Genomic DNA, 22,580 nt, shown 5'->3' on the forward strand with positions numbered 1-22,580 from the left:
ACTAATTCAATTCTACGTCCATCTTCTTTTCTCCTGATACTATTGAGTAGAATTCCTCTTTGCCTTCGGGCGTTTCTTTGGACAGGAAAGAAACCATTGGGATTACAAATAATGGCACAAAGGTGGTTATGTAGGAAGGATCGATGCCTTTTCCATTAATCGCAAAACAGTGGTACGCCAATCGAGCCAAGGCACTCGATGATTCGGTCAATTCCAGTCCGCTTGCGACGGCTACCTTAATCGCCACGAACCACAACAAACCTGCGGCCAATCCAGTTATCATCCCCCACAAGGCACCTTTTTCTGTGGTGCGTTTCCAGTAGATCAAATAACCCACCGCCAGCGCTGGAGGAACAACCATAGCGAATCCGAATAACAACATATCAAGAATCGAAACGGATTCCATTTTGGAGACCAGCAAAGCACAAATCGCAGCGATTACTCCGTAGACAGCTGTCGTTATTCGATAAGCTTTTAATTTTCTATCGGGAGACCAGTCTTTGGTAAACGGTAGCCAATCCCTAACAAACATCGTGGAACTCGATAACAATATCGGCCCACCGGAAGAAATCACCGCAGCCAACACCGCGGCCAGAGCGATGCCTCCAATCAAGGGACTGATGTCCGTCGCCAATTTGGTCAGATTCGTGTAGCCGCTCGTACCGGGTTGCAATCCATACTTCGCCACTGTCAACAATCCTATCAAACCGGCAAGGATGGGCATGAGTCCACCGATGATTCCTGCCAGCAAAAAGCTTGGAACCAGGTTTTTTTCGCTTTTGGCTGCGGTTGAATAGTTGGTGTAAACAGACGCTGCGGGTGTGTGTACTGCCGCTGAAAAGAACATGCCCAACACCGCACCCCAGCCCATTCCAGTAAAATTCCAAAAATGACTTAAATCTTTTTCAGACGTATTAACAAATCCATCGATCGAGCTTTTCACCTCCAACCAGCCACCCATCTGATTAATGCCCATCACGCCGATTAACCCCAGGCCGGCCAGTATTACCAGGCAATGGATCATGTTGGTTACAGCAGCGCCCCAAAGTCCGCCCATCGCGATGTAAGTCACCAAAACGAACGCGGCAATGAACACGCCGTATTCCATGGGAAGTCCAACGATTCCGCGCAACACCACCGCTATTACATACGCTTCAATGATGTTAACGATGAAATACTCAATCTGAACGCATAGACTGGTCATCACCTGGCAACGACGTGTTCCAAAACGCAGGGTAAAGATTTCGCCGACGGTTTGAAGTCGTGTGCGGCGATAGGGTTTTGCGAAAAAGAACCCCACAAGCGCCATCGCCAAAAACGTATTGATGCCGTACCACCACATATTCCAAACACCGCCACTTATAACGTTACCGGCTACTCCATAGGTACCTGCACCTCCAATACGCGTTCCGGCAATTCCCACGGCAATCATAACTATCCCCATACCTCCACCAGCTACCGCCCAATCTTTTGAGGAAGTACTCTTACGCGCCAGGAGTGCCCCAATGACGGTTACAACTGCCATATAAACGATGATAATTACAAGCGCTACATTCATACTATCAAATCTATAAGTGGGCCGATAAGGTGAATACAAATCGGGCAATGATTAGAGCCAACAGAATATTCAGGAATGCGCGTTAATAGCAAGGGTGAGGAAAAGCTTTATGAGCAAACCACTACATTCCAATTGCTTCTCTCGAGCGAAAGTACCTAGATTTGATGAAACTGAAATTATTTCCCCAACCATTATGCAAAAATTCCCTATCTTCATTTTGATCACCGCACTTTTATTCGTGAGCGGCTGTTCCAACACTGACAATGCATCAGCAGCTTCAAAGGAATCCACCGACGGCTGGGTTTCGCTGTTCGACGGGAAATCCCTTGATGGGTGGCGAGGTTACAATGGAGCCAATCTTGAGGGAGCCTGGGTTGTGGAAGACGGTGTGCTAAGCCTGATCAACAGAACAAAAAATACACCTCATGCAAATATAATCACCGTGGGCGTTTATGATGATTTCGATCTGCGTTTCGACTGGAAGGCGGAAGCGGGAACGAACTCAGGAGTGATGTTCCATATTGGAGAAGGTCCGAAAGAACCGTATCTAACAGGCCCAGAGTACCAGGTTCTGGACAATTTAGGTTTTCGGTCAGGTAAGGGAGAGCCAGTCGGCCCAAAGGAGCACTCTGCATCCAATTATGGAATTGAAGCCGCGACAAGTGACGTAACCAAACCGATAGGTGAATGGAACGAAGGTCGGATTCTGGTTAAGGGCAATCATGTCGAATATTGGCTTAACGGCATTAAAACGGCAGAATATGAAATGCACAGCCCCAAGTGGGACGAACAAGTCGCCAACGCCAAGTTCAGTAAGTGGAAGGACTTTGCCACTTTAGGAAAAGGCCACATCGGCCTGCAGGATCACGGTCACTCGGTGTGGTTTCGCAATTTGAAGATCAAAGAATTATAGAAACTTTTGTTTTCCGAATTGGGAAATCGTGGGGTCGAAGGAAAATTTCCTGATGACCATGGCAGGGATGTAGAAACATTAGAGAAAAACTGCCCAACGCAGAAGTCCGAAAACAGCTGCTCCTGCTACAACAGGAATTATGTCCCAATTCCACCGGTACATACCCACAAATGCTATGCCTACAATTGCTATGCCTACCCAATAAACCGGGCCGCCGCTTGGAACCAGTACGTGCAAACCAAACCAAACTGCCAGATTGAGCACAACACCTACTACTGCTGCCGTGATGGCGGAAAGCGCAGCAGTCAGACGTGTGTTGCCACGCAAGCGTTCGATGAAGGGAGCGCCAAGAAATATCCAGAGGAAACAAGGCAGGAAGGTGGCCCAGGTCGTAATGGCCGCACCAAGAGTAGCTCCAAGGAGAGGTGTGAAAGGAACCGAAAGTTTCCAGGCTCCGACGAAACCAACGAATTGCAGAACTATGATCAGTGGACCGGGCGTCGTTTCAGCCAATGCCAACCCATCAAGCATCTGTCCCGCCTCCATCCATTGAAAGTTCTCCACTGCCTGTTGTGAAACATAGGGAAGTACCGCGTATGCGCCCCCAAAGGTTACCATCGCAGCCTTGCTGAAAAAAACTCCCTGCTGGAAAAGCACATGACTCCATCCCAGGAGCGCACCAACCAGTAAAATAGGAGCCCACCAGAGCGATATCCAAACAGCACACACCTGGAGAGATCCTTTCAAAGAAACAGTTCCTTGAGATAAGGTTTCTTCGCTGACACTCCTACCTTTAGAGGTATTCCCATTATGTTCCTTCAGCACGCGAAACTTGCCTGGTGCCAAATGATCGCCAGCCAGTCCAAGAAGGGCTGCAAAAACTATGATCAGCGGAAAAGGTAGTCCGAAAAAGAAGATCGCCACAAATGCCAAAGAGGCAAGAGCCCACATGATCTCGTTCTTAAGTGCCCGTTTGCCAATACGAATTCCTGCAGCTAGCACGATAGCGAGTACGGCAGGTTTGAGTCCGTCGAAAACGGCGGAAACCCACTCAAGATTACCATAAGCCATATACACAAAACTGAGCAGCCACAGGATAAATGCCGATGGCAGGACGAACAATGCACCGGCAACAATGCCACCCCAGGTGCGGTGAAGCAGCCATCCAGCATAAGTCGCCAATTGTTGGGCTTCCGGACCCGGCAGGAGCATACAATAGTTTAGGGCATGAAGAAAGCGCTCTTCGCTGATCCATCGCTTTTTCTCCACCAGTTCCGTATGCATAATTGCGATCTGTCCAGTAGGACCGCCGAAACTTATAAACCCAAGCTTCAGCCAAAAGCGTAACGCCTCAGCAAAGGAAGGATGTGCTTGGCGCTGTGCGTCATTTGGAGGAACCGATGAATCGTTTTTCATTTCAATATCTTGTAATTAGGAAGGAAGACCTTGCCGCACTCAAGTCTGGAAGACGACATTCGCAAGAGGAAGAACCAAAAAATCAGATTCGACCATGACCCCCAAAGCTGTCTTCATGAAAGTTGATTAAATGACTATGACCCTTCCAACTGTAGATGAAGCGAACATTCTTCTCAACGAACATGTTCAGGACGAATACCAACGACACCATGCGTTCATGGTTGCTACAGCCATGGACGGGTATGCCCAGCTTCTCGGTGAAGATGCGCACTTGTGGTGGATAACCGGTTTCCTGCACGACATCGATTTTCAAAAACACCCCGAAACCCATCCGGCGGAATCACTCCGCTGGTTTACCGAATGGGGTTATCCGGAAGACCTTATCCACGCAGTCGAAGCCCACGCGTACGGATACAATGGGTACAGCACTCTACCCCAAACAAAGCTCGCTGCCGGCCTGCTCGCCTGCGATGAAATCTGCGGCATTTTCTACGCTTACCAGAAAATGAACCCCGTGCCCTACGATCAGATGAAATCGAAATCGATCCGCAAGAAAATCAAGGACAAGTCCTTCGCCGCCAAAGTCGATCGCCTTACCATCGACCTCGGTTGCGAACACCTGGGCGTCCCCATCCAGGAGCACGTCGAAAACCTAATCCGCTTTTTTGCTAAACTTTGAAATCACAACCAGCACCTCAGCACCTCAGCACCTAAGTTCCTCAATCCCTCACCCAACCTTTTTAAATAGCGAAACTTCCTCGTAGAAGTCTAACTTCAACCAATGAACAAACTCTGTACCAAGCTTGAAGACATCCGAGCAGCAGCCAACCGAATCGCACCCTATGCTCATCGGACTCCTGTTCTTAGTTGCACGACACTCGATCGCATTCTCGACGCGGAGCTCAGCTTCAAGTGTGAAAATTTTCAAAAAGTGGGAGCCTTCAAATTCCGTGGAGCTTGCAACGCCATAATGAGCCTTAACGAGACCGAACTCAAACGGGGAGTTGCAACGCATTCTTCAGGTAACCATGCAGCGGCGTTAGCACTTGCTGCAAAGCTCGCCGGATCGACCGCGCACATTGTCATGCCATCAAATGCCCCAGCCATCAAAAAGGCTGCGGTTGCAGGTTACGGCGCGACCATTACCTTTTGCGAACCTACCCTGGAAGCCAGGGAGGGCACACTGGCGCGAATCATCGAAAGTGAGGGACGCTTACTGATCCATCCTTACAATGATGCTCGGATTATCGCGGGTCAGGGAACCGCAGCACTCGAGCTTCTCGAAGAAGTCGACGACCTGGAGATCGTGATGGCCCCGGTCGGCGGCGGTGGACTTCTAAGCGGCACGTCGATCGCCGTCAGCGAATCTCGACCAGCCGTGAAAGTGTTCGGCGCAGAACCTCTCAATGCGGACGACGCGTTTCGCTCTCTCGAAACGGGCTCGATCCAGCCATCGCTCAATCCAAAAACGATCGGAGATGGTCTCCTGACTAGTCTGGGCGAACTGACCTTCCCTATCCTGAAAGAGCGCTGCGCAGGGATTGTGACTGTTTCAGAAGAATCCATCATCGAGGCCATGCGCCTGGTCTGGGAACGCATGAAGATCATCATTGAACCCTCCTCCGCCGTACCTGTGGCTGCTCTTCTTGAAAAACGAAACGAAATACCGGGCCACCGCGTGGGTGTCATTCTATCAGGGGGCAACGTCGATCTTGGAAGCTTGCCTTGGCGTTAGAGTCTGAATGTTTTTACGTGAATCCGGAGGAATTGATTTGGCTATTTCCATTTTAGGAAACTCCAAAAGGCTACAGCGTCCCCGCTTTGCCGCCAGGAATTCTCAGAAAAACACGGCACAGCGAGGACGCTGTACCCCCCGGATTAAAGGATTAACTTATCAACCTGAGCGGACATTAAAAAGACAAGATGCTCACCGCCTTTTAAAAACATCCTTGGATATTTCGGCATAGACACACTTCTTGACAGAAACTTATTTAATAGTCCATAATGGACTACTTATTTATTATGAAATATAAACAACGAAAGTCTCCGGTTTGGATGGTAAGTGAAGCAAAAGGCCAACTGTCAGAGGTGCTGCATAGGGCGAGAACCCAAGGGCCACAAATCATTGGGACCAGGAATCAATGTGTCGTTGTGTCCAGGGAAGAATGGGATCGATTACATCAAACTTCCGAATCGCTTGGCTCTTGGCTCGCGCAAAACTCTCCCGGTGTGGAACTAACTCTGCCTGAACGAGGGGAAAGCGATTCCAGACCGCTCCCATTTAACCAAGGCTGAGGATGAGTGTACTCCTCGACACGAATGTGCTTTCCGAACTCGCGCGGCCTGTTCCCGAGGCTTCGGTTGAAGACTATTGCCGAAACATTGAGGTTTCCTATATTTCCGTTATAACGCTTCATGAACTAACTTTTGGAGCCAAACTAGTTAAGACCAAATCGAAGCAGAAAAAATTGCTGAACTGGATTGATTCCATCCAAGAGCGTTATCCACAAAGTATCCTGGATGTAACTTCACACATTGCGAACCGGGCAGCCGATCTTCGAGCATCTGCATCTACGAAAGGAAGAGTCTTACATATTGAAGATGCCCTCATCGCTGCGACTGCTCTGGAACATTCTCTCAAACTCGCCACGCGAAATACAAAGGACTTCAAAAACACTGGCACTTCATTGGTAGATCCCTGGAAACTTTAATCCTGATATTTAGGATACACCAGACAACCGGGTGAAACTCCCCTCTGCCTAAGAGTTAGGAAAATCGTTTCGAGCCATGCGATGCCAACTCACTAGATGGACAGTGGAGTCGCTAGTGGGAGGGAGAATACGGAGTATTTTCAAAACCTATAATTTTATTGGAACTTTTTGCACCGAAACAGCGCATGAATAGAATGAACGCGTCTCCAAAGATAGCCTTTGAACACCACTGCTTCATTTAATATTTAACTTAATATACTCAACCCATTCCTTGTTCCCCAAAGTATATGAAGAATTACCTCTCCTTCCATTCCCTTATCATTCTCTGTCTTCTGCCCTTCAGTTTATTAGCGGAAAACTGGTCGCAATTTCAAGGGCCCAATGGTTCGGGTGTCGTGGAGTCAGCAAAGCCTCCCATCGAATTTGGAGCTGACAAAAACGTGCGCTGGAAGTCGTCGGCACCCGCCGGTGTTTCTTCGCCCATTGTCTGGGGTGATCGCATCTTTATAACCGGTGTCGATGATGAAAAACTCCTTACCGTCGCCTATGATGCCAGCACCGGACATGAGCTGTGGCGACAAGCTGTCGTGCCGGAAGAATTCGAGAAGACCCATGAATTCAGCTCTCCGGCCTCATCAACTCCCTGTACCGATGGCGAACGCGTGTATATTTACTTCAACTCCTTCGGCGTCATCGCCTATGACTTCGATGGCAAGGAGGTCTGGCAGCAGTATGAAAGTAAGTTCGCTTTTAAAATATGGTGACGCGGATAAGAATGGAATCGTAACCGAGGAGGAGTGGGCTGATTCGATGGCCGTTGACCTCAGCCGAAATAACAGGGATCGCTTGGTTGCCATTCGGCCGGGTGGTCAAGGCAATGCTAGCGATACCCATGTCGTATGGGAAACCTCCAAAGGCCTCAATGAGATGCCTTCTCCCCTCTAGTACCGCGGGCATGTTTATATTGTTGCAGATGGAGGACGCCTCTCAGTTTTCCACGCCAAGACGGGCGAACGTATTCTCGACCGTAAACGTGTGGGGGTTGATGGTCAATACGTCGGATCACCCATCGCAGCCAATGGCTACGTCTACCTAACCAGTGAACGAGGAACCATCACCGTGGTGCGTCCTGGGGACGACCTAGATGTGGTGACCAGTAATCAGCTCGGTGAAAGCATCCGCTGTACCCCGGCTATCGCAGGAAACGCCTTGCTGGTCAGATCAAAAGAGCACCTATGGTCGTTAAGGGAATGAATGGCAGTACTCGTCCTCTGAGAATGAGTTTTGGAGAGAGCAATAATAATAGGTTTAAACCACCCGCTCGCTAGAGCGGTACGAAGGTACCGAACAAAGTGACACATCTATGAGCAAAGCACAAAAACCAACAAAGGGTTATGAATAGCTTTAAGACTTCGTTGCCTTCTATTGAGATGGTGTTCTTAATCCCCAAATCACTACCGAGGAATGTACCGAACGAAGTGACATGATCGAGCCCAATGAAGGCACTTCAACGAGCGATAGTGAGAATAAAACAACCCATTAAGACACATACCATGAAACGCTATCCTTGTTTATTACTGCTGCTAGCCAGTTCCCTTTACGCAAACGCTGCAAATTGGGGTCAATGGCGCGGTCCCAACTTCAATGGCTCAACGGATGCCGGAAGTCTCCCGACCAACTGGTCGAAAACTGAGAACGTTACCTGGAGCACGGATCTACCAGGTCCCAGCGCGGCGTCTCCGATTGTTTGGGACAATCACGTGTTTATTTCAACGGCCAACCCGGATACGGACACTCTGCACGCATTGTGCTACGACCGAAATACCGGAAAGTTGCTGTGGGAACATCAGATTGGAAAAGGACATCGCCGTGACGAAAAGAGTGATTTCGCTTCCAACTCGCCCGCGACAGACGGTGAGGTTGTGGTTTTCTTCTACGGCACCGGATCGATCTTCGCATACGACTTCAAGGGCAACGAACTTTGGAATCGCAATATCGAGAAGGATTTCGGAAGACTGGCCTACGGCTGGACTCCGAGCACCAGCCCCCTCCTCTTTGACGGCAAACTTATTCTGCAAATCCTTCAACGCAATGTCCCGACGCGTGGAAATGGTGAACCTGATCGCGTCAACGAGTCCTACATCCTGGCTTTGAACCCCAAGACTGGGGAAAAACTCTGGCGTACCCTTCGCCCAAGCCAAGCAGTGGCCGAGTCGCTTGAGGCGTTTACGAGCCCGGTTCCTTATGAATTCAATGGACGCAAAGAAATACTGGTCGCGGGCGGCGACGATATTTCAGGACACGATCCGGCGAACGGCAAGGAGCTTTGGCGCTGGGGCACCTGGAATCCCACGCGAATCGGTCATTGGCGCCTGGTGCCTTCACCGGTTGCGGGTGACGGTGTTATCCTGGCCTGCGCGCCCAAACGCGATCCGATCTACGCCGTCAAGGCGGGTGGCCGCGGCACACTCAACGATGATGACCTCGCCTGGGTGAGCAACGAGGAACGCGACATAAGCTCGGACGTTCCGACGCCGGCCTATTACGACGGGGATTTTTTCGTTTTGAGTGACGTTCGAAATGCGCTATCACGAGTCGAACCTCAGAGTGGTAAAGTCAAATGGAGCATCGCAACACCTGGAAGAATCAAGTTTGAAGCGTCGCCCCTGGCGGCGGACGGAAAGCTTTACCTGATGAATTTCAATTCTGACGTCGTGGTGGTGGATGCCGAGAGCGGAAAGGTCCTCAACGAAATAGCCATGGGCGACGAAGACGAGCACTATTCGCGCTCCTCGATCGCAGCCTCAGACGGCCAGTTGTTCATCCGCACCAACCAAACGCTCTATTGTATCGGTGATCGGAGTTAGTTGATTCGGTGTGGCTCTAAGCTCCTTGTTCTGTGGCTTGTCTCACCATCCTGGAAGAATACGAATAGGACTTCAAACCACCCGCTACGCTAGAGGAGCTGGAGAAAACAGAGTATTTTAAAAAACCATTTCTTTCGGATTACCGAGCCTTAAGGACACAAACATGCCATAAACCGTAGCTTATGATTTATTTGAGAATGATCAGACCTATCCTCTCTGTTTCCTCCGTTTGCTTCTGTTGAGGTTTCACGTCCTTCTGCGCCCTTTCGTAGTTAAAAACTCTCTAGATGAAGCAATCCCCATTCCGCAGTATACGCCAAACACTCTTCAACGAAGGCAAACTCCTCCGCTACCTCGGCTATGCCGTGGGCGAGATCGCGCTGATCATTATCGGGATCATGCTGGCGCTTCAGCTGAACAACTGGAATGAAGACCGGAAAGCGCAGGCGGAGTTTGAAGTATATATTCTTCAGCTAAAGGAAGATGTTCGAAAGGCGATAGAGAATGCGAATAGAGTTGTTAGTAATTCTGAGAACCGAATCGATCGACAGCTGAGGATGGTGCAGTTTCTTGAAAAAAAGGATTACAATGCTGATGAATTGGAGGCTTTCGAACGCACATTGGCTGATCTAGGTAAACAAGCTATCCCGCAAGTTAAAATCGGTCTTCTCGGCCAATTGTTGGAAGGAGATATGACGATCATCAAGCGCGATAGAAAACTATCCCAGGCCGCCTTGGAGCTGGAAAGTGCCATAGATGGTGGACTCAGGATCATTGATCATCTCCAAATACTGGATGATCAATCCAATGCCATATTCCTAAGGTACCGAACAATGACCCAGCTCGACGTTCCAGAACTAAAGCTCAGGTATGATTTGGATGCACTCCAAGCTTCCTCCGAATTCATTTTTGCAGCCGAAAACTCTACCCACAATACGGTGGGTATTATGAAGTTTTCTGAGTCGATGGCTGATCGACTTGAATCCTTTCTCACCGTCCTGGAGGAATACGAATAACTTTCAATACCCTTTCATAACTACGAAACACGCAAAATGCACGAAACCTTACACAGAACTCATCTCATACTTTTGCGTCTTTTTGCGATTTTTGTAGTTAACTAATAATTCGAATGAAGAGTCCCTTCCGCAGTTTACGCCAAACACTTTTCAAAGAAGGTAAACTCCTCCGCTACCTCGGCTATGCTGTGGGTGAAATCGCGTTGATCATTATCGGGATCATGCTGGCGCTTCAGCTGAACAACTGGAACGAGGACCGGAAATCACAGGCGGAGTTTGATGTGTATATTGTGCAGTTGAGGGAGGATGTACAAGCGGCAATCCAGGATGTAGAACGTTCCATTACTATTATGGAGGGCTTTATGCAAAGATCTGATTTCGTTCTGACATTTCTGGAACAAACGGATTTTGAGCCCGATGATTTGGCTCGTTTTGAAAATGGGCTTAGTGCTTTGAGTATTTATAATAAACCACAGGTCTACGTGGGATTGTTGGGGCAGATTTTAAATGGAAACATGGACGTCATTGGCCGAAATCCATTTTTGGCCAAAAAAGCCTTGGAAATGGAGAGTTGGGTAGAATCGAGACTGAGCAACCAGGAGAACGTTTCATCCCAGATAAACATTGCAAGCGATCGCTTTAACAAATTCAGGGGGCGAGGATCAGTAAGTACAGGCCGTGCTCCCGTGTATGACTTGAAAGAATTGAAGACTTCGTCCGAATTCAAATATACGGTCCAGACAATTGATAGCCGGAAAATTAACCTAATGGAATTCTCCAGGCAGATTGCCGAAAGCCTCGAAGACTTCCTCGCCGTGTTGGAGGAATATTAGCAAAGCTGCAGTTATTTGGAAATGGTTAATCGTTTTTGGTGCCGCATGAAACAGTCCCCATTCCGCAGCATCCGCCAGAAGCTTTTTCACGAAGGTAAACTCGTCCTTTACAATGGGTATGCAGTATTGCTGGTTACACCATTGATTGGATTTCGATCTGTAGCCTATCCATTCCATCTGTATCCAGCTTCAGAAGAGCCTGGGCAACACATGGCTCCTTTAATTGTCTTTCTTTTCCGAAACATCCATCTGCAGCCTGTCCGGTCCATGGTGTCACTACCATGGCTACAGTTTGAAATTAGTTTCGGAAAATCTTAAACGTTCTATGGACGTTTGATTGGTCGTAACAAACATCTCCCATCTTGACGGATGAAAGCCGTGGGGATAGTTCATTCGATATGGATACTTCCTTCACCAACAGCAAAGAAAGCCTGACTGAAGCCCACCCTTTTACAACGGATTGGAAAGGCCTAACACGCGAAGAACAAATACGCTCCATTGAATTGGATGGTTTCGTTGTGCTACCCGATTTGTTGGACACAAAGACTTTGGAGAAAATCAGAGAAGAACTGAGCCAACTTCCAACGAAGACCGTTGATTACAGCCCCTACCAGAGTTCCTACTCGAACGTGCAGTGGACAGACTCTCCAACGGCTATTGAAACGATTGCCCATCCGATCATTATTGAATTTTTAAGCGACCTTTTCGGCGATGAGCTCATCTGCACATCCTGCGGTTATACCTGCGCCAACCCGGGACATCCGGGAATCGCAATTCACACCGACTCACAACCCTACGGCTCCAGGATCTTCGGTGTCCAGGCCAGCGCCCCCATACTCACGCGAGTCCTCTACTACCTGGATGATCAGACTCCTGACTGTTCTCCCTTCAAGGTCATTCCTCGGTCTCACTTGTCTCTGCACCGCGACGGTAATCCCTACAAGCGTTACCTGAGCCATCCCGAAGAACGCATGGTCACCTGCAAGGCCGGATCTGCCGTGGTGATCAACCAGAAAGTATTTCACGGCAATTACCCCAACCACAGTAAACGTCCACGCCGTATGCTCGCCATTGCCTACCGCCCGGCCTGGGCTGGACCCATTGGCCCGGTGGAAGACCGCGATCCGAAGCAGGTGGCGAAATTGCCCAAACATATCCAACCCTTCTTCCGGAGCCTCAATACCCGGACAATCGATTTCGACGTTCCCAACCGGCCGGATAATATGCAGCGGCACGCTCCAGGCATCGCTCCAAGTCGCTGGAAAGCTGGATAGTTCCGAAGCAAACCGGTCAAGGTATCGGGCTCAACCAGCCATTAGGTGATTGGATCTAGCGTTTCTGGCTCTCTCAATGAGATTCCGTTTTACGCTCCAGTTGGGCGAGGTCGATACGGTAGAACGTGATCTCGCCGTAGCGGACACCCTCGTCCTTGGCGGTTTCGACGGCCACACCGATGGTGCCGTCTTTCAGACGCTGCATGACGGAGTAAGCCGCGAATCCGGAGTTGAGCTGAACCGGATTGGTGAAGGATTTTCCTTCGTTGTAGCTGATCCATATTGCTATGTTGTTTCGATTGAGGCCTTTTTCTCCGAGCGCACAGGAAAAAAGAATTCGGTCTTGGTCATGACCGTCTCGCTTGGCGGAGTAGCGTATCATTGAGCCGTCCACCGGTGTAAGCGGGATGGTATCGGGAATGTCAGGTCCCCAGGTAATTCCACCATCGTAGCTGGGATGTCGGCGACGTAAATAACCACTGTTCTGCCGACCGTCCAAAAATACTGTGCCGTCGGTCAGCTCGACAACTTCGTCTTCATTGGCGTCAGGACCCGAAGTTACATGTCCCACCTGCCAGGTTTTGCCGTGGTCGTCCGAATAGTAGACGAAGGGTTCAACCGTTACTTCCCCATCTGGAGTTTTCGACCCGCTGCGCTTGGCTGGAATGACGAGGCGTCCGTTGAGTGAGGCATCCTTTTGCCATCGGAGTTGTATACCGCTGCCTGGACCGGGTTCGGCCTGCCTCCAGAAAAGACCGTCACTCGTCTCATGCGGTTCGTCGGGATAAACTATCTGATGACGATCCGACCAGGTCTTGCCGTCATCGGTGCTGGAACGAACCCAGACGACCTGATTACCCTCCGCAGAGTCAGGATCCTGCCCGTATGCCACAGTAGTCGGCGCTAAATCCGGCCATTGTCCGTAGAGTAAGAACACCGTCCCGGTTTTAGCATCGAGCACAGGCGTCGGATCAGCGAAATCGACAAGCTTGCCGTCAGGGCGATACCCGGATTCGATTACGGCTATTGGTTCCCATGTATCGCCATTGTCGGTACTGCGGCGCATCACCAAGTCGATTGGAGAATTCTCGTCTTTTCGCGGATCACTTCCATCCCCGCGACGACCTTCGGCAAAGAGCAGAATCGTTCCATTTTGTGCGACAACCATACCCGGAATCCGGAACGTGTGATAGCGGTCTTGTTCAGTAACATATTCGCCTTTGGGCGCAACGAAAGGTTCAGAAGTGGGTTCCATTCCGTGTAGCACCGCCGACTGAATCATAAAACTTGAAAGCACTGCAGATAGGACCACGGCATACTGCAGATACTTGAAGGTCTTACCTTGGTTGATGAGGTTCTGGCGAATATTTCTAAAGAGGCGGAGCATGGGGTTAGTTGTTTAGTTTCTATCTAATTTGAGTAGAAATTTTTAGATAAACCAGTTGGACTAACATTTGTGCACACTGAAACGTGTTCACAATAAGGGCCGTTAAGTAAAAGGCGGGCCAGAGTTTTGGAAACACGCCAAACATTACCAGCAGTAGGGAAACTTGGATAGGAACTTCCATTACAATCCAGAAGAGGATGTTTCCGAAGCTACCCAGCTTAAAGAGGGCTCGAATATCGTTACGGGTTTGGGGGTGAAGTAACCCAAACCAAATGCACCCAAAAAACAATGTGGATGATAGGCCCCAGATTAGTCGGTTAGATAAATGGAACGTCGAAAGCAAAAGCGGTATAATCGAGGCAATTAAAACTATAAGTCCTACGGTTACTGCGTTTCTAAGTAAACCAACTTCCTGTGTTGTAGTTCCTTCATTTTTCCAAAAAATAATCAAAGTTCCAAAGCCGACGAATACACCTGCTACTTGAGCTAAACCAATCAGGATGTCAGTATGTTCAATCATTTAGGAGGATTTGTGAATGGAGCTGAAGAAGCAGAGCATGGTATTTTGGAGTAAGATTAAATTCAAAAACTCATAACGACAACGGGCAGTACCGATGGGGATAACAAGCACTTTTCAGGTTTGTATTTATCTTTGCGCATAATTCATTCTCAACCATACACCAAAGAAAGGGTCCGCTATTCTGTAGTTTTTTTCATGGATCCAAACCAACTCTTTTTTAACCAGCGCCGTTACGGACTTTTTAACAGATGAGGCATTCGTTTGCCCGGCATTTCTCATCCATAGTTTCCCCGTTATCTCCTTACCTCCATGATGGGCCAGGGCCGAAAGGGTTTTCGCCTGATGGGTGGGCAGGTTTCGCATGATATCCGCATAAGAGGACGACTGCTGGATGATGAGATTATTTAAAGCCATCTCAACTTGTTTGTCGGTCACCTGTTTGGGAACGCCCAAATCATAAATAGCGCCACAAAGTTGTTGTATGTTTCCCGAAATGCCATCCGTGGATGACCACAGGAGATTCCAGGATTCGGCAGTGAGAACATTCCCGATTTTTTCAAACCGTCTTGCTAGAAATGGTTCCAGTTTTGCACGAGGAATCGAGTTTATATCAAAAATAGTTACGGAATTATAAAAGGGAGACTTTTGATCGCGGAATATCCAATTAAGCTGATGTCTGACACTGCCAGAAAAAACGATAGACTGTTTCATGAACTGAATGCGACTCCGCAAAGCAGCCAACGCTTGCTCATGCCCTTCAATTTCCAAGATATCCTGAAACTCGTCGAAGGCTATGACATAGTCCGTTCGATTGCCAAGAACCTTACCCAGGGATTGAAGCGCCTTTTCCAGAGTATCTATCTCCTCATTGGGGCTGAGGCCCAAAGAAACATTAAATTTAAACTCATCGACAACTCCTGAGCTGACCGAAACAGAAGGTCCTATTTGTTTAGCTACATCCATGATCCTGGACATGAGAGGTTTGGACGCAGCCAAGGCATCCAGAATTCGCTTTATGACATCGGCCAGATCCTTGACAGCCATTAAGTCAACATACACCAGGTTCATTTTTGCCCGCCTGACCGCTTCATGAATGGCGGATGTTTTACCCGTTCTGCGCGGACCTATCAACGCAATCGACTGACCACTCTCGATCCTGCTTTGAATTCCAGCCATTTCTACCCGGTTGCAGAAGTCCCGGCCAGCCACCACCTTGGCGAAAACAAATGGGTTGCGAATGCTCATTACACAAACGGTAGTATACTAAAAGTATAATACGTCAAGTGCAATGGGCGCGCCGACTGCGCCCTAACTTTATTGGAATAATCTCTGCCGGATGGAGCTAAAGAAGCAAAGCATGGTTTAATGGATGATGGTTGAATGTGAAAAGCGAATGGCCACTACCGAGCGACCCGGCACGACATGACCACAATAAAACAAAGAGTGCAGGAAAAAGAAAAAAACGCTTTGCGTTCTATGCGCTCTTTTGCGGCTAAAATAGTGATAAATGAAGGTCGGTTCAAACGCCTAGAAGTATACACATATTCTAAATTTGAATAGCGGCCATTTAAGGCAGTGGATGATCTTTTAGATACCTGGGTTCACCACTGAGCGACTTATCATCCCCGACTGCTTTCATGCGGTCAGCCACAAGGCCGCGTAATTCAATGAGCACATCCTGGTAACTGGGATCATTAACCAGGTTAGTTTTTTCAAAAGGATCGCTTTCCACGAGGTAGAGTTCTTCAGGTGGACGTTCATGATAGGCTCGCAGGAACGCTGTAGCTTCCGGATCGGTTTTGGCAGCTTCGATCCAAGACGGCCAGTTGCGATTATAGTAAGGAGATTCGGAGCCAACGAGATCCATATGCGTCGTGTAATAAAACTCGGGGTACAGGTTCAAGATATATTTGAACTGCTCGGTCCGCACGGAACGAATGGGATAAACGCTCATGGCTTTATCGCCTTTCTGGACGGCAAAAATGCGGTCACGATGAGAGTCCGTTTTACCGAGCAAGACATTCTTAAATGATCGGCCATCGATTTTCCAAGGAATCCCCTCCCCTGCCACATCGATAAAGGTTGGAATGATATCGATCCAGCTAACCATGGCTCGTGTGGTCGTTCCTGGTTTTATCTTACCCGGCCAGACCGCAATAAGGGGTGTTCGGACTCCCGTCTCGTAAAGCGACCATTTTCCGAAAGGCCAGGCATGCCCATGATCGGCGGTATAAACGATCAGGGTGTTATCCTGGTCCAGATACTCGCGTATAAGCGTTCTCACCTCACCCAGGCGATTATCTACCCGTTCGATTGACTCGATATAGCGTGTCATCTCACTGCGGGTCTCCGGAGTGTCGTAGGTCTTTTCAGGAACCCTGATATCCTCCAGCGAAATACGCGCCGTTTCCGGTTCCGGCCAAGGGCGATGTGGCCACTTGTTTCCCACGAACAACGCCAGGGGGCGTGAGGCGTCCTTCCGATTCTTTATGAAGTTTTCCACATCGGTAATATCCAGCCGTTGCTGGGCTCCTCTTGGTGCTTTGTTAGCGTAGGGAATCATGGTGATTTCCGGCAACTGAGAATACCAGGCATTCCCATGCCCGACCTTGCCATACCAGGCAATTTCGTAACCCAGCTTGGCCAGGATAGGAAGCAACGGTTCCACGCCATCCTTCCGTATGTTTTCGTGGTTGCCCACGATCCCGTTGTTGTAGGGCATCAAGCCCGTGCACAACGCTGCACGACTCGGCGCACAGGACGGAGAAACCACATAGGCCCGGGTAAACATCAAGCCATCGTCAGCCAGGGATTGCATGTGAGGCGTGCGCATCCAATCGGCCCCGTAGGGGTTCGAGTGACAGACTCCATGATCGTCGGTAATAAACATGACGAAGTTTGGAGGAGCTGGGTAAACTTGCGAGACCACACCTATGAAGGAAAGCAACAATATCAGGAAAAACTTATTCATATCAGTATTCTGTTCATGGTCTCATTTTTCTTGGTTCTACGAGTAGGAGCAAATTTATTCGCGACCAACTACAGTTAACAAAATCGCCAGCAAGCTAGCTCCTACAACTCGAATGGATACTCTCGACTTTGGTGCAAATTTATTGGCGATCTTAACATCAGCCGATCACAAACACTGACCGTACTCTTCGCTATTCAACCATCTTTGTTTCGGCGCTCTCAGGCTTCGCTAAAAGCTTCGACTCGACACAGTCAGCGAGACCGCCATACCACGAGGATTATTTTTTTCGTCCTCATACTCCTACTTGTTTGCCGCTTCCAGTTTCTTTCGACGAATTGAATAGACACTGAAATCCTGAGCTTCATCCCAAGAGATCACCCCTACCCGTTCAGCCCATTCATCGTAGGCGACTTCCAGTTTACGGGCAATGTCGGGGTACTTATTTATTAAATCATTGCTCTCACTGCGGTCAGCATCCAGATCAAATAATTCCCAGGGTTTGTCGTAGTAGGAAACCAGTTTCCACCTTCCCTGCCGGGCGATCCGGTTCCCTTCGTGCTCAACGAAAATCGGATCATGGTGAATGGGGATGTTACTACCTTGGAGCGAACTGACGAAACTGACTCCATCTCCCTTCGGAACCTGTCTTCCGTTTTTAGTGACTGGCCGGGTCGCTCCGGATACATCCATGATCGTTTCGACGATGTCAGGAAGATAGCCGTACTGATGGATAAACCGATTTCCAGGGCGTTCAGCTATTCCATCAGGCCAATGTACGACCATAGGCGTCTGAACTCCACCTTGATACGTATAGTGCTTATACTCCCTAAAAGGCGTGTTGGATAAGGTCGCCCAACCTCTGCCGTACTTGTTACCACCCTTGCCATACTGGCCGAGGTCTTCGAATTTAAACTGCCCCAAGGGTCCAGTTTCGGCTTCACCTCCATTGTCCGATAAAAAGAAAATAAGCGTGTTGTCCAACTCACCAGTTCTTTCCAGATGCTTGATCAATTTTCCAATATTCTGATCCACGCGATCAACCATGCCCGCGTAGGTGGACATGATGGCGTCCATCTCATTTTGCTTTTCCAGAGACAGGGAATCCCAGGCCGGTACGATATCAGGTCGAGGTGCCAGTATTGTGTTTTGGGGAACCAGCCCCATTTCCTTCTGTTTATCCAAACGCCTGCCCCGAAGAACATCCCACCCTTCCATGAAACGGCCACGATACTTTTCGTATTCCTCGGGCATGCACTGAAGCGGGAAGTGAGGCGCATTGTAAGCGAGGTATAAGAAGAAGGGTTCGCCCGGCCGTTCGTTGTGATGGTCACTAAGAAAATCGATGGCATTCTCAGAAATTGCATCCGTCAGATAAAAGCGTTCACCGTGGGCGCGGATGGGGTTGTTGCCACGATAGAGATTAGGAGGATCGAAGAAGTCCGACGTTCCTGCCAGATGACCATAAAAGCGATCGAAACCACGTTGCGTCGGCCAGGTAATAGGATTTTCAGAAGCGAGGTGCCACTTGCCAGTGATGTAAGTTCCATAACCGACCTCTTTTAGCATTTCAGGCAAGGTTGGGATATCAGTGCTTACGTATCCCTGGTATTGCCATGGGACATCAGCCATATCCTCTGGGCTTAGTGAGAAGTATCCCCTCGACTCCCCGGGCGCAGCTTCCTCCTTATTCGCCATGGGTAAAGTCATGTGACCGATGCCAACTTGATGAGGATGCAGTCCGGTCATCAAAGTCGCCCGTGTAGGACAACACCGAGCCGCATTGTAGAACTGGTCAAAACGCACCCCGTCTCTGGCCAGACGATCAAGGTTCGGTGTCTCCACCATACCTCCGTAACAACCGATGTTTGACCACCCCATGTCATCGACGAGGATGAGGACAACGTTAGGCCTGTCAGCTCCGACAAGCAAAACCCCACTCAATAGTAACCCAAAAACGCACAAGTATTTCTTCATATCAAAATCCTTCTTTCCCTCTTACTTTTTCTCGTTCTTTAAAATTCAAAACTGACATTCAACATTCCATGGTCTCACGACCCTGGCTACACTTTGTAATACGTGGCAATATCTTCGTCTTAATCTTAATCTCGGCGCGGCGAGACGCCATCGCACTACCAAAACTCCTCACCGTATCCCTTTCACCAACGGCCTCTCTGGCGGCAATGGCACTTCGGACATCGGAACAAAGTCATCCGCGATTATTGAGTTACCCGTGATCGTATAACCATCGGGTTTCCTGGATAGTTCGTCGAGCTTAACTCGATCCACTCGCTTCACAAGTTCCATTCTGAACAGACTCACAATTTTTGAATGAGCAGCGTCGTAAGCCAGGTTTTTGTACTCATTGGGATCGGCGGCATGATCATATAATTCTTCCAGGCTATTCCATTCGTAATAAATGTAACGAAAGTGCTCACTTCGCAGCGAGTGACCCGTTTTCTCCTCCGGAAAGGTGAAACTGGTTAAAGCGCTGTGTGACCTTATCATATTAGGATTCTCCAACAGCGGAACGACGGATTCACCATCGCAATGTTCTGGCACTTCAAATCCTGCAAGGTCGACCAACGTAGGATACACATCCAGCAAACTAACTGGTTGGGTAACCACGCTGCCAGGAGTAGTAACTCCCGGAACTCGAACAAAAAGCGGCACACGGGTGGACTCCTCCCAAAGGGTAAATTTCTCCCAATTTTCTTTCTCTCCGATATGCATTCCATGATCGGACCAGAGCACCACAATTGTTTCATCTGACTTACCCGATTCATCCAACGCGTCGAGCAATCGACCTATTTGGGCATCCGCAAAACTGATCGATGCCAAGTAAGCCTGAATGACCTGTTTCCATTGATCGTTTTCCAAAACAAATTTGTGCCAACCTCGTCGCGGATGAATGAGCGCATCCTCCAAATCGTTTTCCTCAATCTCCAAATCAGGTATTTCATCCAACGGATATAAATCGAAATATTTTTGTGGGACTTCCCATGGCATGTGGGGACGAAAAATGCCACAAGCGAGGTAGAGCGGTTTCTCTCGCTCCCTCATCAATTCATAACTCGCCCAATCAACGGTTTGGTGGTCGGCCATCTTTTCATCCGCTGCATTAATCGGACCCCAGGTAAACCATTTGTGGCGCCCTCCTATGAATCGGTCAGGATTAATCACTTCTTCCGGTGCACTGATCTGGTGTGGCATCGGAACCGATATGCTGGGATAATAAAAATCCCAACCTGCCGGATCCACCTGATTCGAAGTTAACCAGGGCGGCGCCAATGAATGATAGATCTTACCGCCAGCCAATGTTTCGTAACCGCGGTTTTTGAAAAACTGCTCAACTGTTTCAATGTTCGCCAGTATCGGGATCTCCCGCCACTTGGGTCCATCGTACCATACATTTTGCATGACACCTGTTTTCGATGGCTGCACCCCCGTCATATTCGCAAGACGGGAGGCGGCGCAAGCGGGCGACGCACAATGGGCATTGGTAAAGGTCGTCGACTCCGCAGCCAAGCGATCGAGGTTCGGAGTCTTGGCGATACTCAAACCACCAAGCGGCCCAATCCAATCATTCATGTCATCGACCGCGATGAAGAGAATGTTGGGTTGGTCGGTCTCCGACCTTAAAGGAGGAAGGATGAAGGCTGAAGCTAGAAGTACAAACGCTCCTGATATAAAAATCTTTCTCATACTCTTCCTCTTACTTCAAATTATACTCGTTGAACCCGGCACTCTTTTAAAGGTAGGGCGGTTTTGCCAAAACCGCCGAAAGAATCGGCTCGCTCGGCGATCGAGCCCTACCAATCCATGGTTGTCAGGCCTTCTCCCTTCGCTCGTGAACACGACCATGGCTACATTTTTAAATTTCCTGACACCCGACACCTGAACACTGAAACCTTACTCCGAGAACGTTTCCTCCGGTAGTTTCACTAATTCCCCGCCTTTCAACGCTGATTCGTGAGCGAGAATCCCCGTACAGGTCCAGTTAGCGGATTGTTTGGCGTTCGGCCAAGGATCGCGGTCCTGAAGCAAGGCATCGACAAACTCGTGCGCCAAGTGCGGATGCGATCCACCATGACCTCCACCTTGGGTGAATGACAAATGCTCTTCGCCTTCTACCCCACCATAGACTCCTCCAAGCGTGAAGCCTGCGATTTCATCGGGAAGTAAGTGACCAAAGTCCGGGCACTCCACTTTTTCAGGGATCTCCGGTTCTGGTTTCTTGGCGGTATGAATTACCAGTGGTTCTCCCTCGATGAGTGGCCACTCGACGGATTTCTTTTGTCCATAGACATCGATGCTTTCACGATACTGCCGTGCCAAGTCAAAGAGCGAGCGTATGATCCGCGCGGAGAGATCGCTGTTCCGAATTTTGATATGCGTCGTCTCAACTGCAAAGGGCGAGTTGTAGCAATGGTGCATGTCTTCAGCGATAGTTCCGGACGGGAAACAGGAAACATACTCGGCATCCTTTCGCGCGATTCCCAAAACAGGACCTACGCAATGCGTTGCATAATACATCGGAGGCAATCCTGGCCAATAGCCAGGCCAGCCTTCCATGTCCTGTTGATGCGATGCTTGGAGAAATTGCAGCTTACCCAGCTCACCATCATCATAAAGCTTCTTCATGAACAGGAATTCGCGCGAGTAAACCACGGTTTCCATCATCATGTATTTCAAGCCGGTCTCCTGCGTCAGCCGAATGATTTCCAGACAATCCTCCACCGAAGTCGCCATGGGAACTGTGCAAGCGACATGCTTTCCTGCCTTCAAAGCAGCGATGGATTGCTCCGCGTGATTTGGAATGGGAGAATTAATATGGACCGCTTCCACATTCGGATCCTTTAAAAGTTCATCATAATCGGTATACCTTTTTTCGATACCGAACTTGTCGCCAATCTCATTGAGCTTGGATTCCGTGCGCTGACAGATCGCGTACATATTGGCATTCGGATGCCGTTGATAGATGGGAATAAATTCGGCCCCAAATCCGAGACCAACGATGGCTATGTTTATTTGTTTATCACTCATTTAGAATAATGGATTTAGATTTTAGGTAATTACAGAAATTGTAGCCCCGATGGCTTTGGGGCAGAGAAATG

The 22,580-nt window shown here is 49.0% G+C and carries 20 protein-coding genes; 10 read left to right on the forward strand and 10 right to left on the reverse strand.

What is annotated here, in order from left to right; genetic code table 11:
- Position 1: 1 nt before the first annotated feature.
- On the reverse strand, positions 2-1,558 hold the full coding sequence (locus tag O3C43_06675) for a sodium:solute symporter family protein (protein ID MDA1066171.1): 1,557 nt from the start codon (positions 1,556-1,558) through the stop codon (positions 2-4).
- Positions 1,559-1,751: 193 nt separating this feature from the next.
- Here O3C43_06675 and O3C43_06680 point away from each other — a divergent pair, with 193 nt between their 5' ends.
- Positions 1,752-2,471: a DUF1080 domain-containing protein gene (locus tag O3C43_06680; protein MDA1066172.1), complete on the forward strand. Its 720-nt coding sequence runs from the start codon at positions 1,752-1,754 to the stop codon at positions 2,469-2,471.
- A 78-nt stretch (positions 2,472-2,549) separates the two neighbouring features.
- On the opposite strand, the gene chrA is transcribed toward O3C43_06680, so the two are convergent.
- Positions 2,550-3,887: a chromate efflux transporter gene (gene chrA / locus O3C43_06685; protein MDA1066173.1), complete on the reverse strand. Its 1,338-nt coding sequence runs from the start codon at positions 3,885-3,887 to the stop codon at positions 2,550-2,552.
- A 136-nt stretch (positions 3,888-4,023) separates the two neighbouring features.
- On the opposite strand from chrA, the gene O3C43_06690 reads away from it, so the two are divergent.
- From O3C43_06690 to O3C43_06705, 4 genes are all read left to right on the forward strand, one after another.
- The gene (locus tag O3C43_06690; protein ID MDA1066174.1) at positions 4,024-4,566 is read left to right on the forward strand and encodes an HDIG domain-containing protein; all 543 of its coding nucleotides are present in this window, start codon (positions 4,024-4,026) and stop codon (positions 4,564-4,566) included.
- Between the two features lie 102 nt (positions 4,567-4,668).
- Positions 4,669-5,622 carry a pyridoxal-phosphate dependent enzyme gene (locus O3C43_06695; GenBank protein ID MDA1066175.1) on the forward strand — a complete coding sequence of 318 codons (954 nt, stop codon included), beginning with the start codon at positions 4,669-4,671 and terminating at the stop codon, positions 5,620-5,622.
- A gap of 562 nt (positions 5,623-6,184) precedes the next feature.
- A complete protein-coding gene (locus O3C43_06700) occupies positions 6,185-6,598 on the forward strand; it encodes a type II toxin-antitoxin system VapC family toxin (protein ID MDA1066176.1) in 414 nt (137 codons plus the stop codon).
- A 287-nt stretch (positions 6,599-6,885) separates the two neighbouring features.
- Positions 6,886-7,362 (forward strand): PQQ-binding-like beta-propeller repeat protein, encoded by a 477-nt coding sequence (locus tag O3C43_06705; protein MDA1066177.1) that lies wholly within the window; start codon positions 6,886-6,888, stop codon positions 7,360-7,362.
- Here O3C43_06705 and O3C43_06710 read toward each other — a convergent pair.
- A complete protein-coding gene (locus O3C43_06710) occupies positions 7,349-7,555 on the reverse strand; it encodes a hypothetical protein (GenBank protein ID MDA1066178.1) in 207 nt (68 codons plus the stop codon). The genes O3C43_06705 and O3C43_06710 overlap by 14 nt on opposite strands.
- A 78-nt stretch (positions 7,556-7,633) precedes the next feature.
- Between O3C43_06710 and O3C43_06715 the strand changes: the two genes are divergently transcribed.
- The 5 genes from O3C43_06715 (at position 7,634) to O3C43_06735 (ending at position 12,588) form a co-directional block, all read left to right on the forward strand.
- Complete coding sequence (locus tag O3C43_06715; protein ID MDA1066179.1) at positions 7,634-7,852, forward strand: PQQ-binding-like beta-propeller repeat protein; 219 nt, start codon at positions 7,634-7,636, stop codon at positions 7,850-7,852.
- Positions 7,853-8,151: 299 nt separating this feature from the next.
- Entirely contained in the window at positions 8,152-9,465 is a 1,314-nt protein-coding gene (locus O3C43_06720; protein MDA1066180.1) for a PQQ-binding-like beta-propeller repeat protein, read from the forward strand.
- A gap of 287 nt (positions 9,466-9,752) precedes the next feature.
- On the forward strand, positions 9,753-10,481 hold the full coding sequence (locus tag O3C43_06725) for a DUF6090 family protein (protein ID MDA1066181.1): 729 nt from the start codon (positions 9,753-9,755) through the stop codon (positions 10,479-10,481).
- Between the two features lie 113 nt (positions 10,482-10,594).
- Positions 10,595-11,314, forward strand: coding sequence for a DUF6090 family protein (locus O3C43_06730; protein ID MDA1066182.1), 720 nt, complete (start codon positions 10,595-10,597; stop codon positions 11,312-11,314).
- A gap of 398 nt (positions 11,315-11,712) precedes the next feature.
- The gene (locus tag O3C43_06735; GenBank protein ID MDA1066183.1) at positions 11,713-12,588 is read left to right on the forward strand and encodes a phytanoyl-CoA dioxygenase family protein; all 876 of its coding nucleotides are present in this window, start codon (positions 11,713-11,715) and stop codon (positions 12,586-12,588) included.
- 73 nt (positions 12,589-12,661) lie between these two features.
- On the opposite strand, the gene O3C43_06740 is transcribed toward O3C43_06735, so the two are convergent.
- From O3C43_06740 to O3C43_06770, 7 genes are all read right to left on the reverse strand, one after another.
- Positions 12,662-13,975 carry a sialidase family protein gene (locus O3C43_06740; GenBank protein ID MDA1066184.1) on the reverse strand — a complete coding sequence of 438 codons (1,314 nt, stop codon included), beginning with the start codon at positions 13,973-13,975 and terminating at the stop codon, positions 12,662-12,664.
- Positions 13,976-13,994: 19 nt separating this feature from the next.
- Positions 13,995-14,495 (reverse strand): hypothetical protein, encoded by a 501-nt coding sequence (locus tag O3C43_06745; protein ID MDA1066185.1) that lies wholly within the window; start codon positions 14,493-14,495, stop codon positions 13,995-13,997.
- Positions 14,496-14,621: 126 nt separating this feature from the next.
- A complete protein-coding gene (locus tag O3C43_06750) occupies positions 14,622-15,740 on the reverse strand; it encodes an ATP-binding protein (protein ID MDA1066186.1) in 1,119 nt (372 codons plus the stop codon).
- A gap of 322 nt (positions 15,741-16,062) precedes the next feature.
- Complete coding sequence (locus O3C43_06755) at positions 16,063-17,466, reverse strand: sulfatase (protein MDA1066187.1); 1,404 nt, start codon at positions 17,464-17,466, stop codon at positions 16,063-16,065.
- A gap of 300 nt (positions 17,467-17,766) precedes the next feature.
- Entirely contained in the window at positions 17,767-19,440 is a 1,674-nt protein-coding gene (locus tag O3C43_06760; protein ID MDA1066188.1) for an arylsulfatase, read from the reverse strand.
- A 168-nt stretch (positions 19,441-19,608) separates the two neighbouring features.
- Positions 19,609-21,168 (reverse strand): sulfatase, encoded by a 1,560-nt coding sequence (locus O3C43_06765; GenBank protein MDA1066189.1) that lies wholly within the window; start codon positions 21,166-21,168, stop codon positions 19,609-19,611.
- Positions 21,169-21,375: 207 nt separating this feature from the next.
- Positions 21,376-22,509, reverse strand: coding sequence for a Gfo/Idh/MocA family oxidoreductase (locus O3C43_06770; protein ID MDA1066190.1), 1,134 nt, complete (start codon positions 22,507-22,509; stop codon positions 21,376-21,378).
- Positions 22,510-22,580: the final 71 nt, after the last annotated feature.

It is taken from the genome of Verrucomicrobiota bacterium (assembly GCA_027622555.1).
GTDB lineage: Bacteria > Verrucomicrobiota > Verrucomicrobiia > Opitutales > UBA2995 > UBA2995.

What these genes read in the sequence shown, in the direction of transcription:
- O3C43_06750 (MDA1066186.1), bottom strand. Translation starts at nt 15,740, where the DNA reads ATGAGCATTCGCAACCCATTTGTTTTCGCCAAGGTGGTGGCTGGCCGG.
- O3C43_06770 (MDA1066190.1), bottom strand. Translation starts at nt 22,509, where the DNA reads ATGAGTGATAAACAAATAAACATAGCCATCGTTGGTCTCGGATTTGGG.
- O3C43_06740 (MDA1066184.1), bottom strand. Translation starts at nt 13,975, where the DNA reads ATGCTCCGCCTCTTTAGAAATATTCGCCAGAACCTCATCAACCAAGGT.
- chrA (MDA1066173.1), bottom strand. Translation starts at nt 3,887, where the DNA reads ATGAAAAACGATTCATCGGTTCCTCCAAATGACGCACAGCGCCAAGCA.
- O3C43_06765 (MDA1066189.1), bottom strand. Translation starts at nt 21,168, where the DNA reads ATGAGAAAGATTTTTATATCAGGAGCGTTTGTACTTCTAGCTTCAGCC.
- O3C43_06735 (MDA1066183.1), top strand. Translation starts at nt 11,713, where the DNA reads ATGGATACTTCCTTCACCAACAGCAAAGAAAGCCTGACTGAAGCCCAC.
- O3C43_06690 (MDA1066174.1), top strand. Translation starts at nt 4,024, where the DNA reads ATGACCCTTCCAACTGTAGATGAAGCGAACATTCTTCTCAACGAACAT.
- O3C43_06675 (MDA1066171.1), bottom strand. Translation starts at nt 1,558, where the DNA reads ATGAATGTAGCGCTTGTAATTATCATCGTTTATATGGCAGTTGTAACC.
- O3C43_06700 (MDA1066176.1), top strand. Translation starts at nt 6,185, where the DNA reads ATGAGTGTACTCCTCGACACGAATGTGCTTTCCGAACTCGCGCGGCCT.
- O3C43_06745 (MDA1066185.1), bottom strand. Translation starts at nt 14,495, where the DNA reads ATGATTGAACATACTGACATCCTGATTGGTTTAGCTCAAGTAGCAGGT.
- O3C43_06730 (MDA1066182.1), top strand. Translation starts at nt 10,595, where the DNA reads ATGAAGAGTCCCTTCCGCAGTTTACGCCAAACACTTTTCAAAGAAGGT.
- O3C43_06720 (MDA1066180.1), top strand. Translation starts at nt 8,152, where the DNA reads ATGAAACGCTATCCTTGTTTATTACTGCTGCTAGCCAGTTCCCTTTAC.
- O3C43_06725 (MDA1066181.1), top strand. Translation starts at nt 9,753, where the DNA reads ATGAAGCAATCCCCATTCCGCAGTATACGCCAAACACTCTTCAACGAA.
- O3C43_06695 (MDA1066175.1), top strand. Translation starts at nt 4,669, where the DNA reads ATGAACAAACTCTGTACCAAGCTTGAAGACATCCGAGCAGCAGCCAAC.
- O3C43_06755 (MDA1066187.1), bottom strand. Translation starts at nt 17,466, where the DNA reads ATGAATAAGTTTTTCCTGATATTGTTGCTTTCCTTCATAGGTGTGGTC.
- O3C43_06760 (MDA1066188.1), bottom strand. Translation starts at nt 19,440, where the DNA reads ATGAAGAAATACTTGTGCGTTTTTGGGTTACTATTGAGTGGGGTTTTG.
- O3C43_06680 (MDA1066172.1), top strand. Translation starts at nt 1,752, where the DNA reads ATGCAAAAATTCCCTATCTTCATTTTGATCACCGCACTTTTATTCGTG.
- O3C43_06705 (MDA1066177.1), top strand. Translation starts at nt 6,886, where the DNA reads ATGAAGAATTACCTCTCCTTCCATTCCCTTATCATTCTCTGTCTTCTG.
- O3C43_06710 (MDA1066178.1), bottom strand. Translation starts at nt 7,555, where the DNA reads ATGCCCGCGGTACTAGAGGGGAGAAGGCATCTCATTGAGGCCTTTGGA.